This window comes from Arthrobacter sp. Y81, assembly GCF_002929335.1.
Lineage (GTDB): Bacteria > Actinomycetota > Actinomycetes > Actinomycetales > Micrococcaceae > Arthrobacter.
In genome coordinates this window covers 93,428-108,940 of sequence record NZ_PJIL01000003.1, presented here as the reverse complement: position 1 = coordinate 108,940, position 15,513 = coordinate 93,428, and the positions used below count along the sequence as shown (strand labels likewise).

Annotated in this window: 14 protein-coding genes; 9 read left to right on the top strand and 5 right to left on the bottom strand. The window is 65.0% G+C overall.

From position 1 onward, the window contains the following. Positions 1-6 precede the first annotated feature (6 nt). Complete coding sequence (locus tag CXQ91_RS05690) at positions 7-1,959, bottom strand: M13 family metallopeptidase (protein WP_104172959.1); 1,953 nt, start codon at positions 1,957-1,959, stop codon at positions 7-9. Positions 1,960-2,214: 255 nt separating this feature from the next. On the opposite strand from CXQ91_RS05690, the gene leuA reads away from it, so the two are divergent. The 3 genes from leuA (at position 2,215) to CXQ91_RS05675 (ending at position 5,642) form a co-directional block, all read left to right on the top strand. After that, positions 2,215-3,954 carry a 2-isopropylmalate synthase gene (gene leuA / locus CXQ91_RS05685; RefSeq protein WP_104172958.1) on the top strand — a complete coding sequence of 580 codons (1,740 nt, stop codon included), beginning with the start codon at positions 2,215-2,217 and terminating at the stop codon, positions 3,952-3,954. Positions 3,955-4,032: 78 nt separating this feature from the next. Beyond that, positions 4,033-4,803 (top strand): DNA repair protein RecO, encoded by a 771-nt coding sequence (gene recO / locus CXQ91_RS05680; protein WP_181038791.1) that lies wholly within the window; start codon positions 4,033-4,035, stop codon positions 4,801-4,803. Positions 4,804-4,805: 2 nt separating this feature from the next. Continuing rightward, positions 4,806-5,642 (top strand): isoprenyl transferase, encoded by an 837-nt coding sequence (locus tag CXQ91_RS05675; RefSeq protein WP_104172956.1) that lies wholly within the window; start codon positions 4,806-4,808, stop codon positions 5,640-5,642. On the opposite strand, the gene CXQ91_RS05670 is transcribed toward CXQ91_RS05675, so the two are convergent. Both CXQ91_RS05670 and CXQ91_RS05665 read right to left on the bottom strand, forming a co-directional pair. After that, positions 5,630-6,715 carry an alpha/beta hydrolase gene (locus CXQ91_RS05670; RefSeq protein WP_104172955.1) on the bottom strand — a complete coding sequence of 362 codons (1,086 nt, stop codon included), beginning with the start codon at positions 6,713-6,715 and terminating at the stop codon, positions 5,630-5,632. The two genes, CXQ91_RS05675 and CXQ91_RS05670, sit on opposite strands and share 13 nt — an antisense overlap. Continuing rightward, positions 6,712-7,722, bottom strand: a complete 1,011-nt coding sequence (locus CXQ91_RS05665) for an alpha/beta hydrolase (RefSeq protein ID WP_104172954.1) — start codon at positions 7,720-7,722, stop codon at positions 6,712-6,714. The genes CXQ91_RS05670 and CXQ91_RS05665 overlap by 4 nt, the downstream gene beginning before the upstream one ends. A gap of 124 nt (positions 7,723-7,846) precedes the next feature. On the opposite strand from CXQ91_RS05665, the gene CXQ91_RS05660 reads away from it, so the two are divergent. Beyond that, positions 7,847-8,920 (top strand): quinone-dependent dihydroorotate dehydrogenase, encoded by a 1,074-nt coding sequence (locus CXQ91_RS05660; protein ID WP_104172953.1) that lies wholly within the window; start codon positions 7,847-7,849, stop codon positions 8,918-8,920. A 76-nt stretch (positions 8,921-8,996) separates the two neighbouring features. Here CXQ91_RS05660 and CXQ91_RS05655 read toward each other — a convergent pair whose 3' ends face one another. Then, a complete protein-coding gene (locus CXQ91_RS05655) occupies positions 8,997-9,599 on the bottom strand; it encodes a DUF3043 domain-containing protein (protein WP_104172952.1) in 603 nt (200 codons plus the stop codon). 132 nt (positions 9,600-9,731) lie between these two features. Between CXQ91_RS05655 and CXQ91_RS05650 the strand changes: the two genes are divergently transcribed. From CXQ91_RS05650 to CXQ91_RS05630, 5 genes are all read left to right on the top strand, one after another. Then, positions 9,732-11,162: a dipeptidase gene (locus CXQ91_RS05650; RefSeq protein ID WP_104173180.1), complete on the top strand. Its 1,431-nt coding sequence runs from the start codon at positions 9,732-9,734 to the stop codon at positions 11,160-11,162. Between the two features lie 208 nt (positions 11,163-11,370). Beyond that, on the top strand, positions 11,371-11,760 hold the full coding sequence (locus CXQ91_RS05645; RefSeq protein ID WP_104172951.1) for an iron-sulfur cluster assembly accessory protein: 390 nt from the start codon (positions 11,371-11,373) through the stop codon (positions 11,758-11,760). A 185-nt stretch (positions 11,761-11,945) separates the two neighbouring features. After that, complete coding sequence (gene coxB / locus CXQ91_RS05640; RefSeq protein WP_104172950.1) at positions 11,946-12,818, top strand: cytochrome c oxidase subunit II; 873 nt, start codon at positions 11,946-11,948, stop codon at positions 12,816-12,818. 10 nt (positions 12,819-12,828) lie between these two features. Next, complete coding sequence (ctaD, locus tag CXQ91_RS05635; RefSeq protein ID WP_104172949.1) at positions 12,829-14,556, top strand: cytochrome c oxidase subunit I; 1,728 nt, start codon at positions 12,829-12,831, stop codon at positions 14,554-14,556. After that, complete coding sequence (locus CXQ91_RS05630) at positions 14,553-14,954, top strand: cytochrome c oxidase subunit 4 (RefSeq protein ID WP_104172948.1); 402 nt, start codon at positions 14,553-14,555, stop codon at positions 14,952-14,954. Before ctaD ends, CXQ91_RS05630 begins: the two co-directional genes overlap by 4 nt. A 155-nt stretch (positions 14,955-15,109) precedes the next feature. Here CXQ91_RS05630 and CXQ91_RS05625 read toward each other — a convergent pair whose 3' ends face one another. Beyond that, positions 15,110-15,403 (bottom strand): HPr family phosphocarrier protein, encoded by a 294-nt coding sequence (locus tag CXQ91_RS05625; protein ID WP_181038790.1) that lies wholly within the window; start codon positions 15,401-15,403, stop codon positions 15,110-15,112. Between the last annotated feature and the right edge of the window lie 110 nt (positions 15,404-15,513).

The window sequence follows — 15,513 nt, the reverse complement described above, 5'->3', positions numbered from 1 at the left end:
GGTCTGTTACCAGATGCTGACGCGCTCTTCGGCCGGCAGCCACATCCCGTCCTGCTCCGCCACGCCGAATGCTTCATGGAAGGCATCCAGGTTGCTGGCGATAGCGTTGGTGCGGAACTCGTTGGGGGAGTGCGGGTCCGTGGCCAGCCTGCGGATGGCCTCCTCGTTGCGGATCACCTGACGCCAGCCGGCAGCCCAGGATGCGAAGAACCGCTGCTGCCCGGTCAGGCCGTCCAGCACCGGCGGTTCCGCGCCGTCGAGGCTGATCAGATACGCCTTGTACGCGATGGTGAGCCCGCCGAGATCGCCGATGTTTTCGCCGAGCGTGAGTTTGCCGTTGACATGGTGACCCGGAGCTGCGGTGGGCGACAACGCGTCGAACTGGGCCACGAGCTTCGACGTCAGGGCCTCGAAGGCTTTCCGGTCATCCTCGGTCCACCAGTTGCGGAGGGTACCCCCGCCGTCGAACTGCGAGCCCTGGTCATCGAAGCCGTGGCCGATCTCGTGCCCGATGACGGCGCCGATGCCGCCGTAGTTGACGGCGTCGTCGGCATCCGCCGTGAAGAACGGCGCCTGGAGGATTGCCGCCGGGAACACGATCTCGTTGAGCAGCGGGTGGTAATACGCGTTGACCGTCTGCGGCGTCATCAGCCACTTGTTCCGGTCAACCGGCTTGCCGACCTCGTCGAGGTGACGGTCGACGTCGGCGTTGTGGGCCCGCTCGACGTTCCCCAGGAGGTCCGAGGGGTCGATCTCCACTGCGGAGTAGTCGATCCACTCATCCGGGTAGCCGATTTTGGCGCGGAATGCGTCGAGTTTCTTCAGGGCCTCCACCTTGGTGTCCTCGCCCATCCAGGCGAGCCCGGTAATGCTCTGCCGGTACGCCTCGATGAGGTTGGCCACCAGCGTCTGCATGTGCGCCTTGTGGGTTTCGGGAAAGTGCCGGGAGACGTAGATCTGGCCGACGGCCTCGCCCAGGGAAGCTTCGACGACGGCGACTCCCCGCTTCCAGCGGTCCTTGTTGCGCGGCGTTCCGCTGATGGTGGTGCCGTAAAAGGCGAAGTTCGCGTCCACGAATCCGGAGGAGAGGTAAGGCGCCGCGGAGCTGACAACCCGCATGGCCAGCCAGTCCTGCCACGCTGCCAGCGGTTCGGATTCGAGCAGGCCGGCCGCTCCGGCGAAGAAATCAGGGGTGCTGACCACTACCTCTTCGCGTTTATCCGGAGTGATTCCGGCGGCCTCGAACCAGGCGTCCATCAAGGGGAAAAGCTCCACGGCCTCTGCCGCGGATTTCAGGTTGTACGTCTTCTGCGGATCCCGCAGCGTGACGTTGTCCCAGTGGTGGGCGGCCAGGGCCGTCTCCAGCCCGACCACGCGCTCCGCGGCGCCGTCGGGATCGGCAGTCCCCGCGAGGCTGAGCATGGTCCGTACATGTTCGCCGTAGGCCTTGACCATGGGGGCGAACTTCTCTTCGCGGTAGTAGGACTCGTCCGGCAAGCCGAGGCCGCCCTGCCCGGTGTACAGCAGGATCCGGTCCGGGTTGCCGGCGTCGGGGGCCGGGTAGATGTAGAAAAGCCCGGACACGTCGGAGCGGAACAGCCTTCCGGCGAGTTCGATGACATCCCGGGCGGAGGCGGTGGCGAAGACTGCCGCAAGCCGTTCCCGGATGGGGTCCATGCCCTTCGCTTCCACGGTGGCTTCATCCATGAAGCTCTTGTACAGGTCGCCGACCTTCCGCTCGATGCCGCTGGCGTCATCGCCGCGCCCTGCGGCTTCTTCGATGATTTCCCTGACCGCCAGCTCGGAGCCGTCCCGCAAGGCCGTGAAGGTGCCTTCCAGGGGGCGGTCGTCCGGGATGGTCGTGCTCTTCAGCCACGCGCCGTTGATGTGCTGGTACAGGTCATCCTGCGGCCGCACGCTGTGGTCGATATTGGACAGGTCGATCCCCGAGTTTGGCACAAGTGCTCCTTCAGGTGAGGGCTGCCTCCGGCGCTGGCACCGGTGGCAGCGTCTGCATAGTGGACGTTGCTGGAGGTGTTGCTCCTTCATCTTACGCACCCGTGTTACTGTGAAATGGTGCGCGCAGAACTGCTTCTTCTTAGCTGCCGCGGCGAGGCCTCAGACGCGATCTAGCGCAAGGCCCATCCTCGTCGCGGAGTTAGTGTTGCCCGGCCACCCTTTCAAACAGGAACCACAGAAAAGGCCCCGATTGTAATGCGAAACGCACAGAAGCCCTCAGGAATGCCGGTCCACCGCTACGTCCCGTTCCAGGACCAGATCAACGTTGAACTGCCGGACCGGACCTGGCCGGACAAAGTCATCACCAAGGCCCCGCGCTGGTGCGCCGTTGACCTCAGGGACGGCAACCAGGCCCTGATCGACCCCATGAGCCCGGCCCGCAAGATGAAGATGTTCGACCTGCTGGTCCGCATGGGTTACAAGGAGATCGAGGTCGGTTTCCCGTCCGCCTCGCAGACTGACTTCGACTTCGTCCGCCAGCTGATTGAGGGCAACCACATTCCGGACGACGTCACCATCCAGGTGCTGACGCAGGCCCGCGAGCACCTGATCGAGCGGACCTACGAGTCGCTGGTCGGCGCCAAGCAGGCCATTGTCCACCTGTACAACTCGACATCGGTCCTGCAGCGCCGCGTCGTCTTCAACCAGGACGAGGACGGCATCCTGGACATCGCGCTCCAGGGCGCCCGCCTGTGCAAGAAGTACGAGGAAACGCTGGCGGACACGCACATCACGTACGAGTACTCGCCGGAGTCCTTCACCGGAACGGAACTCGAATACGCCGTCCGCGTCTGCAACGCCGTGGCTGACGTCTTCGAGGCCTCCGCCGACAGCCAGGTCATCATCAACCTGCCGGCGACGGTCGAAATGGCCACCCCCAATGTCTACGCCGACTCCATCGAGTGGATGAGCCGCCACCTGCACCCCCGCGAGGGCATCATCCTCTCCCTGCACCCGCACAACGACCGCGGGACCGGCGTTGCCGCCGCCGAGCTGGGCTACCTCGCCGGCGCGGACCGGATTGAAGGCTGCCTGTTCGGAAACGGCGAGCGGACCGGCAACGTGGACCTGGTCACCCTGGGCCTGAACATGTTCGTCCAGGGCATCGATCCCATGATCGACTTCTCCGATATCGACGACGTCCGCCGCACCGTGGAGTACTGCAACCAGCTGCCGGTGGCGGAGCGTTCGCCGTACGGCGGCGACCTCGTCTTCACGGCGTTCTCCGGCTCGCACCAGGACGCCATCAAGAAGGGCTTCGAAGCCCTCGAGAAGGACGCCGCTGCCGCCGGCAAGGATGTGGCCGACTACACCTGGCAGGTTCCGTACCTGCCGGTGGACCCCAAGGACCTGGGCCGCAGCTACGAAGCCGTCATCCGGGTCAACTCGCAGTCCGGCAAGGGCGGCGTGGCTTACCTGCTGAAGAACGAGCACAGCCTGGACCTGCCGCGCCGTGCGCAGATCGAGTTCTCCGGCGTGATCCAGACGCGGACGGACACCGTGGGCGGCGAGGTCAGCGGCGCCCAGCTCTGGCAGACGTTCCAGGACGAGTACCTGCCCTCCAGCAAGGAGGACGGCCAGTGGGGCCGCTATTCGCTGGGATCGTTCAGCACGGAAACGGACGACGACGGCGCCATGACCTTGCACGCGACGGTCACCGTGGACGGTGTCCAGGTCCGCCGAACCGGCTCCGGCAACGGCCCGATCGCGGCGCTGCTGGCGATCCTGGGCCAGGACGGCGTGGATGTCCGGGTCCTGGACTACAGCGAGCACGCTCTCTCGGAAGGCGGCAACGCCCGTGCCGCGGCGTACGTTGAGTGCGCAGTCGGCGAGCGGGTCCTGTGGGGCGTCGGCATTGACTCCAACACCACCACGTCCTCGCTGAAGGCCGTCATTTCGGCCGTCAACCGCGCGGTCCGGGACGCCCAGGCCTAAACCCATCACCCGTTCCGCTGACCTGCTGCGCCCCCGGATCAATCCGGGGGCGCAGCAGCCGCGTTATCCGGAAGGTCAGTGCGAAGATTAACTGTGGCCCAACAATCCTCATTTTCTGCGCGCGCGTACCGGGATGATGCCGTCGTGCTGCGCACCCATAAGCTGGGCGAAGCCGACCGGATCATCACGCTCCTCACCAAACACCACGGACAGGTCCGTGCCGTTGCCAAGGGCGTGCGCCGCACCAGCAGCCGCTTCGGCGCCCGGCTGGAACCCTTTATGGTGGCGGACCTTCAGCTGATTTCGGGCCGGACACTGGACATCGTCACCCAGGCCGTAGCCAAGGGCGCCTACGGGGGCAGCATCGCGGCGGACTACGGCCGCTACACGGTTGCGGCCGCCATGACCGAGACAGCCGAGAAACTGACGGACGTGGACGGCGAGTCCGGCACCGCGCAGTACAACCTCCTGGTCGGGGCTCTGGCCTCGCTGAGCAGGGGCGAGCACACCCCGGAACTCATCCTCGATTCATATCTGCTGCGTGCCCTGGCCACCGGGGGATGGGCGCCAAGCTTCACGTCGTGCGCCCGCTGCGGCGCGCCGGGACCGCACACGGCGTTTTCGGCGCCACTGGGCGGCATGGTGTGCGCCAACTGCCGTCCGCCGGGATCGCCCGCACCCGCAGCCGAAACAGTTTTCCTTCTTGGGGCACTGCTGACAGGGGACTGGACGACGGCGGATGCCTCCGTGGCGGTCCACCGGCGGGAAGCTGCCGGTTTGGTGGCCAGCTACCTGCAATGGCATCTTGAACGTGTGCTGAAATCCCTCAAACATGTGGAGCGTAGCTGACAGTGGCCCTTGGAAAGAAGAAAACTCCCGTCCGGCAGCGGACCACGCCGGTGACCGCACCGTACCGGCACAGTTCCGGGGCCGTGCCGCCGTCCATTCCCGACGAGTTCATTCCCCGGCATGTGGCGATCGTAATGGACGGCAACGGCCGCTGGGCCAACCAGCGGGGGCTGCCGCGGATCGAGGGCCACAAGGCCGGCGAGCCGGCGCTCCTGGACGTTGTTGCCGGCGCCATTGAACTGGGCATCAAGTACGTCACCGTGTACGCCTTCTCCACGGAGAACTGGCGGCGGTCCCCGGAGGAAGTCCGCTTCCTGATGGGTTTTAACAAGGATGTGCTACGACGCCAGCGGAATCAGCTGGACGAGTGGGGCGTGCGCATCCGCTGGTCGGGGCGTCGGCCCAGGCTGTGGGGCTCGGTGATCCGGGAACTGGAAGAGGCTGAGGATTACACCCGGGGCAACAGTACGTGCACGTTGACCATGTGTGTTAATTACGGCGGCCGCGCCGAAATCGCGGATGCGGTCACGGCGATTGCCGAAGACGTGGCGGCCGGCCGGCTCAAACCGGGTGCCATCACGGAGCGGACCATTCAGAAGTACCTGGACGAACCCGACCTTCCCGACGTCGACCTGTTCCTCCGAAGCTCCGGCGAGCAGCGGCTCTCCAACTTCATGCTGTGGCAGTCCGCCTATGCGGAGTTCGTCTTTATGGACACGCTCTGGCCCGACGTCGACCGCCGGACCCTGTGGGACGCCGTCGAAGTCTATGCCCGGCGTGACCGCCGGTATGGCGGTGCCGTGGATGCCGCGGCACCGGCAGGCGGTCAGCCCGGATAGGAATGCAGCCAGGCGACCAGGTCGCTGTACGCTTCCTGCCGCACCTCGCGGCGCGAGAGGAAGATGTCGTGGATGGCCCCCGGGTAGCGGAAGACGGCCGTGCGCCGGCCGAGGCCCAGGGCGCGGCGGGCGGTCTGCTCGACGTCAATGACGGCGTCCACCCGCATCAGCTCCTCGGACCACTCGGCCTGGATCCTGGTGCGGTCCGAGAGCATCACCAGGACCGGCGCACCGATGTCCAGCCGCCGTTCGACGGCGGAGTGTCCGGCAAGGACCGCCCGGGTCCAGCCGGCACGGATGGGGAACGACGCCGTCGGGCGCCACTGCGGATCAAGGAACCATTCCCCGTGCGCCTGGTCGCTGACGCTCTGCCAATAACCCGGCATTTCCGGGAAACGGAAGGGCCTCTTGGGATCCGTGCGCGCGAACGGCTCCACCAGGTGCATGGCGATGTTCCGGATCAGGCTGCTGCCCTGGAGCTCCAGCCAGGGGGCATTCAGGATGAGTGTCCCCAGGGCGCCGGGATGGCGGTCGGCCCAGAGCGCGCCGATCAGCCCGCCCAGCGAATGCGCCAGCATGTGGACGGCAGGGTCCGCCGCCGAACCGGTACGCAGCGCCACATCCGCCTTAATCACTGCCATCGCGGCCGCAATGTCTTCGTCGTAGACGCCCAGGTCGGTGGTGTAGCCGGGTGTCTGCCAACTCCGCAGGCTGCGGCCAAACTTCCGCAGGTCGAGGGCATAGAAATGGAGCCCGTGCGCGCCGACGTGCTTGGCAAGTTCTGCTTGCAGGAAGTAGTCCGCCCAGCCATGCAGGTAGAGGACGGCTACGGGGCGTGCGGATCCGTTGTGTGTCCGCGCTTCCGATCCCGGCCATTCCAGGTTATGGAACATGTTCTTACGCAGGGCGGCGAGGAAGGCCGGCGGACCCGGCGGGGCGGCGGGCACGTACCGCACCAGCGTGGCACACACCGCGCCTTCGTCATCGTCGGACAACGGAAGCTCCACGCGGTCGAACCCGTCACCGAGCTGGTCAGGCCGCCACGCCGGCGGGTTCGGCACGGCCCCGTTCATTCCGTGCCGCCATCATCCGGGATGTATCCCCGGATCCAGCGGCTCAGCCGGGCGTAGGCATCGGCCCGGACGTGGGCCGGAGACAGGAAGACGTCGTGGAGTGCGCCGTCGATCCGTTCCAGCGTGACCGACCGGCCCAGGGCCATGGCCCGGATGGCGATGGTGTTCACATCCAGCACGGCGTCCGTCCTGCGCATCGCTTCGGTCCAGAACATTCCGGTTTCGCTGGCCTCGGACAGGAGCACCAGGATGGGGATGTCGATCCGGAGCCCGCGGGCCACCCTGGAATGCCCGGCCAGCACGGCCCTAAGCCAACCGGCCCGCACGGGAAAAGCCATGGGTGGCCGGTACTTGGTGTCCAGCGTCCACTCACCCTCAGCCTCGCTGCTGATGCTCCGCCAATAGAATCCGCGCTCCGGCAGCCGCAGCACCGCTTCCGGCCGGTAATGCGCCAGCGGACCGACCATTGACCGGGCTGCCCGCCGGACCAGGGAGCTGCCGTGCATTTCGAGCCACGGGCTGTTAAGGACCAGCTGGGCGGCAACCCCCGGATGGCGGCTGACCCACAGGGCGGCGACAAGCCCTCCGGTCGAGTGGCCCATCAGGGTCAGCGACGGCCTGCCGGCTTCCTCCGGCCAGAGGGAGCTGATGAGTCCGATCGCCTTGCTGATCTCTGCGTCATAGTCATCGAGATCGGCCACGAAGCCGCCGTGGGTGTCAGGCTGCAGGCTCCGCCCGTGATTGTGCATGTCCAGCGCAAAAAACTCAAAGCCCTTGTTTGTCCAGAACTCGGCTAGCTCCACATTGAAGAAGTAGTCGCTCCAACCGTGCAGGAACAGGATGGACCGGCGGGGGAGCAGCCGGGGAACCGTGTGGCCTTGCCGGTCCGTTCCGGCTTTTGGCACGTGCCGCACCAGGGTTGCCGTGCGCTCCACGCCGTCGTCGCCCGTCGCCTGGTAGGTCAAGGCTTCGAAATCATCCCCCAGGATATCTGTGTGCCACTTCATCTGCCCAGCCTAGACAACGCGCGCGGCAGCAGCGAGCAACCACAGTGCCTGCAGGATGCGTCACACCGCGGCCGGACCTGCGCGCCGGTTTGGTCTGCGCAGCCGGAACCGGAAAACTGGAGTCATGCGCGTATATCCCACCTTCTTCCGCTTGGCCTTTTCATGGATGGACGCCGAACGCGCCCACAAGATCGGCTTTCGGGCCATCAGGCTGGCCCACGCCTCAGGGGCGGGCAGGGTTCTGGCGAAGTTCACTGCCCCCGCGCCGTCGCTGCAGACCTCCGCTTTCGGCCTGACGTTCCCCTCGCCGTTCGGCCTCGCCGCGGGCTTTGACAAGGAGGGGCACGGCATCGAGGCGCTGACCGAGCTCGGCTTCGGCCATGTGGAGGTCGGTACCATCACGGGGCAGGCCCAGCCCGGCAATGAAAAGCCCCGGCTGTTCCGCCTCGTAGAGGACAAAGCGGTGATCAACCGGATGGGGTTCAACAACGACGGCGCCACCTCCGTCGCCCCCCGGCTCAAGTCCGCGAGGGCTGCCTTGCAGCGACGGCACCCGGCCGTCCGTCCGGTGATTGGCGTCAACATCGGCAAGAGCAAGGTGGTGGAGCTCGTAGACGCCGTCGGCGATTACCTCGTCAGCGCCCGGAACCTTGCGCCCGCAGCCGACTATCTGGTGGTCAACGTCAGTTCTCCCAACACGCCGGGGCTCCGCCTGCTTCAGAACGTGGAAACCCTCCGGCCCCTGCTCAAGGCAGTGGGGGAGGAGGCGGACAAGGCTGCCGGAAGGCACGTCCCGCTGCTGGTGAAGATCGCTCCGGACCTGACGGACGAGGACATCGACGACGTCGCGCGGCTGGCCCTGGACCTGAAGCTGGACGGAATCATCGCCACGAACACGACGATCGGCCGCGAGGGGCTCACCGCCGAACCGGCAAAAATCCAGGCGTGCGGATCCGGCGGCCTGTCCGGCGCCCCCCTGAAGGAACGGTCCCTGCAAGTCCTGCGCCGCCTCAGGGAAGCAACGGGCGGTTCCCTTACATTGGTGTCCGTGGGCGGCGTCGAGACTGCCAAGGATGTCCAGGAAAGGCTCGATGCCGGGGCCACGCTGGTGCAGGGCTACACGGCGTTCCTCTACGAAGGACCCTTCTGGGCAGCGCGCATCAACCGGCAGCTGGCCAAGCACCCCGTCCGTCGCTAAGCCGACTTAGGCGATCGGCGCCTGACGACAGAAAAGCCCCCGGCAGTCGGACTGCCGGGGGCTTTTGTGGCCTGTATCAGGCGGGGAATTCTCCGCGCTTTACGAGCGGCTTGGGAAGACGCAGCTTGCGGAACTGGAGCGAGCGCATGGATCCGTACCAGACGGTGCCGCGTTCCACCTCGCCGAACTTCTCGGTCAGCTGCTTCCGGAGCTTCCGGGACAGGATGAACACGTCAACGAACACAGCAAGGAACATGACCCAGAACCCGCCCAGGACATAGATCATTGACTCGCTGGTGGACGGCACCAGAAGCGAGACGATGACGAACACCAGGGCTCCGAACATCAGGTACTCGCCCAGGCTGAAACGGGCATCCACATAATCGCGCGCGTAGCGCTTCTGCGGACCCTTGTCCCGAAGGGGCAGGAATTTCTCGTCGCCGGTGTCCAGGGCCTGGCGCATCTTAATCCGCTGTTCCTGGACGGCCGCCCGTTCTGCTGCTTTGGAGGCCTTCCGATCCTCCGGCACCAGGGGACGCTTCCGCGCCGCTTCCTGGGCCTTGCGCTTGGGCGTGGGCGCGCCCTTGCCAAGGGCTGCATCCTGCCGGGCCGAAGCCTCGGCCGCCTGCTGGTCAACTACGTCCTGCGCCGCCGGCGCTTCCTTTTTACGTCCAAACACCCCTACAGAATACCTTGCACACGCATGCGAAAAGTCATGCGTCACACCGCTCCGCCGGCGACGGCACGGGGGAACCGGCGGGAGGCATCCGGAGTGTTTCCTGTGGTCCTCGACACAGGTAGGGTTTTTGCCATGACTTCATCACCGGCGGGGACCCCGCAAAAATTGAGCGCAGGATTCGGCGAGATCGACGTCGATGCCCTGCGCCGGGCCGTACACGCGTCCTTTGAGACCACGGTTGGACACCTGAAGGACCTTGTTAAGCTCCCGGGTATCGCCTGGCCAAGCTTCGATCCAGCCCCATTGGACCGCAGCGCCGAGGCTGTGGCGGACCTGGTTCGGGCCGCGGGAATCGAGGATGTCAGGATCCTGCGGTGCAACAAAGATGACGGCACTCCGGGCGGGCCGGCCATCGTGGCGCGCCGGACCGCCGCCGCGGGAAAGCCAACGATCCTGCTGTACGCCCACCACGACGTCCAGCCGACCGGAGACCTGGCGCTGTGGGAGACCGAACCGTTCACCGCCGTCGAACGTGACGGCCGGCTTTACGGGCGGGGCGCGGCCGATGACAAAGCAGGCATCATGGCCCACATCGCCGCCTATGCCGCCGTCACCGACGTGCTTGCCGACGAACTGGGGCTGGGGGTGACGTTCTTCTTCGAAGGCGAGGAAGAGGCCGGCTCGCCGACGTTCCGGACCTTCCTCGACACCCACCGCGAACTGCTGCGCGCCGACGTCATTGTCGTGGCGGACTCCAGTAACTGGAAGGTCGGCATCCCAGCCCTGACCACCAGCCTCCGCGGCCTGGTCGACGGGACGATCGAGGTTCAGGTCCTGGAGCACGCCGTTCACTCCGGGATGTTCGGCGGGGCAGTGCTTGACGCTCCGACGCTGCTGTCCCGCCTCATCGCCACGCTCCACGACGACGACGGCAACGTCGCGGTCCAGAGCCTGGTCAGCAGGGACGATGTTGCCGTCGACCTGACGGAAGCTGAATACCGGGCCGACGCATCAGTGCTCGACGGCGTCCGACTGGCCGGTACCGGGAGCATTGCCTCACGGCTATGGACCAAGCCGGCCCTCTCCATCATCGGCTTCGACGCTCCCGCCGTGGACATGGCCTCCAATACCCTGCTGCCGCGGGCACGGGCCAAGTTCAGCCTGCGGCTGGCCCCGGGACAGGACCCGGCCGATGCAATGGCCGCCATGCGGAACCACGTAGAGGCCAATGCGCCGTTCGGCGCCAAGGTGGTGTTTACGCCGGGGGAGAGCGGAAACCCGTTCCTGACTGACACGGATTCTGTGGCTGCCGGGATGGCAATGTGGGCGCTGGGGGAGGCCTGGGGTGTTCCTGCCGTGGAAATGGGCATCGGCGGTTCAATTCCCTTTATTGCGGACCTCACGGAGGCCTACCCGGAAGTGCAGATCCTGGTAACCGGTGTTGAGGACCCGGATTCCAGGGCCCACAGCGCCAACGAGTCGCTTCACCTGGAGGACTTCCGCAACGCCGTCGTGGCCGAAGCGCTCCTGCTGGCGCGGCTAAACCATGAGGGCCTTGGCTGATACCTGGACCTCCGGGGCCGCAGGCGGCTGTTCCCTGGCGGGTCTGTTCCGGATTCGTCAGGGAACATTCAGGGTATGGCCACGGTTACGTCAGGAGTTAGAGCTACACGCAGGATCGACGTAGCATGTAGCTATAGCCCATACCGTTTCCGTAGGGGCGGGCAACGCGAAAGCCGAGTCGCCACCACCGTCGTAAGAAGGTAGGCCAATGAGCACTACAACCAATGAAAACAGCAACGCAGCCACCGGCACCGCAAGCGAGGACCTGGCCACGCACGAGGTCAAGCTGACCGACGTCGCCGCCGGCAAGGTGCGCAGCCTGCTGGAGCAGGAAGGCCGTACCGACCTTCGTCTGCGCGTTGCTGTCCAGCCGGGCGGTTGCTCCGGGCTGATCTACCAGCTCTACTTCGACGAGCGGCTGCTCGACGGAGACGCCGTGCGCGACTATGACGGCGTCGAGGTCGTAGTGGACAAAATGAGCGTTCCGTACCTGAGCGGCGCCAGCATTGACTTCGAGGACACCATCTCGAAGCAGGGATTCACCATCGACAACCCCAACGCCGGCGGTTCCTGCGCATGCGGAGATTCATTCCACTAACCTGGCTGTTTGCCCCGTGACAGCTTGCATTCGGCACCGGTTTTAACCGGTGCCGACGCACGGTGCCGACATGTGGGCGAAAACCCCCGGGGAGCGGTAAGCTCTACATCGAGTAGTAAAACTTTTAGTGTGCCCGGGGAGCCATCTACGGCCCGGGCAACAGCAACAAGTAGGAAGGGCCGTCTGTGAGTTCGCAGAACCGAACCGGCAGCCGACGCAAACAGATCACTACGATCACTGGCTTGGCACTAGCCGGCGCGTTGGCTTTGACTGGATGTTCACCAGAGGTACAGAAAGGCTGGTTGCCCACCGAGCGTGGCACCACCAATCACACTGACCGCATCATGGACCTCTGGGTCAACTCATGGATTGCCGCACTGGTCGTGGGCATCATTACCTGGGGACTCCTGGTCTGGTGCATTGTCGCCTACCGCCGTCGTAAGGGCACGGTGGGATTCCCGCGGCAGACCAGCTTCAACCTTCCCCTCGAGGTCTTCTATCTGACCATCCCGCTGTTCATGGTGCTGGTGTTCTTTTACTTCACCGACCGCGACCAGCAGGCGATTGACAACCGCTCCGAGCCGGCCGACGTCGTTGTAGATGTCCGCGGCAAGCAGTGGGCCTGGGACTTCAACTACAAGCAGGGCGAGGTCATCACCGAAGATGTCCACGAAGCGGGCGTGCAGGCGCACCTCACCGGTGCTGAAGTGGACAAGGAAAAGCTGCCCACTCTGTACCTCCCCATCAACAAGTCTGTTGACCTGGAACTGAACTCGCGCGACGTCATCCACTCCTTCTGGGTTCCCGCCTTCCTGCAGAAGCGCGACATGATCCCCGGCAAGACGAACTACATCAGGTTCACCCCCACCAAAGAGGGCACCTATGACGGCAAGTGTGCCGAACTCTGCGGCGAATACCACTCCGAAATGCTGTTCCGCGTGAAGGTTGTCTCCGAATCGGAGTTCCAGGCCCACATGGACCAGCTGCGCCAGGACGGTAACACCGGACTGCTCGGCGAAGAGTACGACCGCAACCCGAACCTGAACGAAATTAAGTAAGGGGAGCGACGTGGCTACTTACACTCAATCCGCACCTGTCGGGACCCTTGGGGCGCCCGTAGTACCGAAATCCAAGGGACGCATCGTCGTCAACTGGATCACTTCGACCGACCACAAGACCATCGGGTACATGTACCTGATCGCGTCCTTCGTGTTCTTCTGCTTCGGCGGCGTCATGGCCCTGCTGATCCGCGCCGAGCTCTTCGAACCGGGCATGCAGATCCTGCAGACCAAGGAGCAGTACAACCAGCTGTTCACCATGCACGGCACGGTGATGCTGCTGATGTTTGCCACCCCGCTGTTCGCGGGCTTTGCCAACGTCATCATGCCGCTGCAGATCGGCGCTCCCGACGTGGCCTTCCCGCGACTGAACGCGCTTGCTTTCTGGTTCTTCCTGTTCGGTTCCACGATTGCCGTCTCCGGCTTCATCACCCCGCAGGGTGCCGCGTCGTTCGGCTGGTTTGCCTACGCGCCGCTGTCCAACACCACCTTCAGCCCCGGCGTCGGCGGTGACCTCTGGGTCTTCGGCCTCGCGCTGTCCGGCTTCGGCACCATCCTTGGTGCGGTCAACTTCATCACCACCATCATCTGCATGCGTGCCCCGGGCATGACCATGTGGCGCATGCCGATCTTCACCTGGAACACGCTGGTTACCGCCATCCTGGTCCTGATGGCCTTCCCGCCGCTGGCAGCAGCGCTGTTCGCCCTCGGCGCCGACCGCCGCTTCGGTGCGCACATCTTCGACCCAGAGAACGGCGGCGCCGTCCTCTGGCAGCACCTCTTCTGGTTCTTCGGCCACCCCGAGGTGTACATCATCGCGCTGCCGTTCTTCGGCATCGTCTCCGAGATCTTCCCGGTCTTCAGCCGCAAGCCGATCTTCGGCTACAAGGGCCTCGTCTATGCGACCATCGCCATCGCGGCGCTGTCCGTGACCGTGTGGGCGCACCACATGTACGTGACCGGCTCAGTCCTGCTGCCGTTCTTCTCCTTCATGACGATGCTGATCGCGGTCCCGACCGGTGTGAAGTTCTTCAACTGGATCGGCACCATGTGGCGGGGTTCCATCACCTTTGAGACACCCATGCTGTGGAGCATCGGCTTTCTGGCGACCTTCCTCTTCGGCGGCCTGACCGGCATCATCCTGGCCTCCCCGCCGCTGGACTTCCACGTCTCGGACTCCTACTTCGTGGTCGCCCACTTCCACTACGTGGTGTTTGGCACCGTGGTGTTCGCCATGTTCGCCGGCTTCTATTTCTGGTGGCCGAAGTGGACCGGCAAGATGCTCAACGAGCGCCTCGGCAAGATCCACTTCTGGTTGCTGTTCCTCGGCTTCCACGGAACCTTCCTGATCCAGCACTGGCTGGGTGTCGAGGGCATGCCCCGCCGCTACGCCGACTACATGCCGCAGGACAACTTCACCTGGATGAACCAGTTCTCCACGATCTCCTCGTTCGTGCTGGGTGCCTCGCTGATCCCGTTCTTCTGGAACGTCTACATCACCTGGCGCAGCAACGAAAAGATCGAGGTGGACGATCCCTGGGGCTTTGGTGCTTCGCTGGAGTGGGCCACGTCCTGCCCGCCGCCGCGCCACAACTTCACGTCGCTGCCGCGCATCCGTTCGGAGCGCCCGGCCCTGGATCTCCACCACCCGGAGCTTGCCCAGTCGCACACCGTTGAGTCACCGGCACCGGCAGCAGCCGTGCTCGGCAACGCCGATCAGAAGGACACCGCCAAGTGAAGATCGAATCATGGATTTTTGGAGCCGGGGCCTTCTTCTTCGTACCGGTCTCCGTGGTTTACGGATTCCTGACCCACTGGTCTGAATGGGTCGGCATCCTTGGCATCCTGCTTGTAGGCGGACTCGCCGGCATGATTGGCGCCTACCTCGGCTTCACCGGCAAGCGCGTGGGACTGCGCCCCGAAGACCGCAGCGACGCCGAGATCCACGAAGGCGCCGGCGAGCAGGGACACTTCAGCCCCTGGAGCTGGTGGCCGCTGGTCCTGGGCCTTTCCTGCGCAGCAGGCTTCCTCGGCCTGGCCGTCGGGTTCTGGATTGTGTACATTGCGGCCGGACTCGCGACCATAGCCCTCGTTGGCTGGGTCTTCGAGTACAGCCGCGGCGATCACGCCCACTAGCCTTACCTGCTCTACTGACAATGACGGCGGGCCCCACCATTTGGTGGGGCCCGCCGTCGTTTGCTTTGTGTTCGTCTTCGTTGCTTCAGGGTGCCCTGAGGACGGGTTGCCATCGAGGCGGGCCGGAAGCACCCGCCGCGGCCCGCAGGGAAGCCTTAGGCGGCCGCGCCTGCCTCCAGCAGCAGCGTCAGGCCTTCCAGTGCTGCTTCGGCTGATTCAACGCTATAGCGGGCGGGCAGCGCCTCGGAGTCAACGGAGAGTTCCACTTCGCAGCCACAGTAGAAATCGGCCGTCATCACCTCGAGCAGGGACCGCGCATCGACGGGTGGAACTCCGTCCTTACCTATTCTGACCGGCAGACCGGACTCCGTGACAGCCCGAACAAAGATAGCGGCCGGCCGGGCGTGCAAGCCGATGGGTGATTGAACAATTGCCTTACGCACTGGCAACGGGACTCCTTTGTTCCGACGGGACTCGGCCGTCATGACTGCATTCCTGATCAAGCGTAGCCGCGGCGTGACCCGACGCTGAAACTGTTGCCGCGGTGGTCTAGACCTGC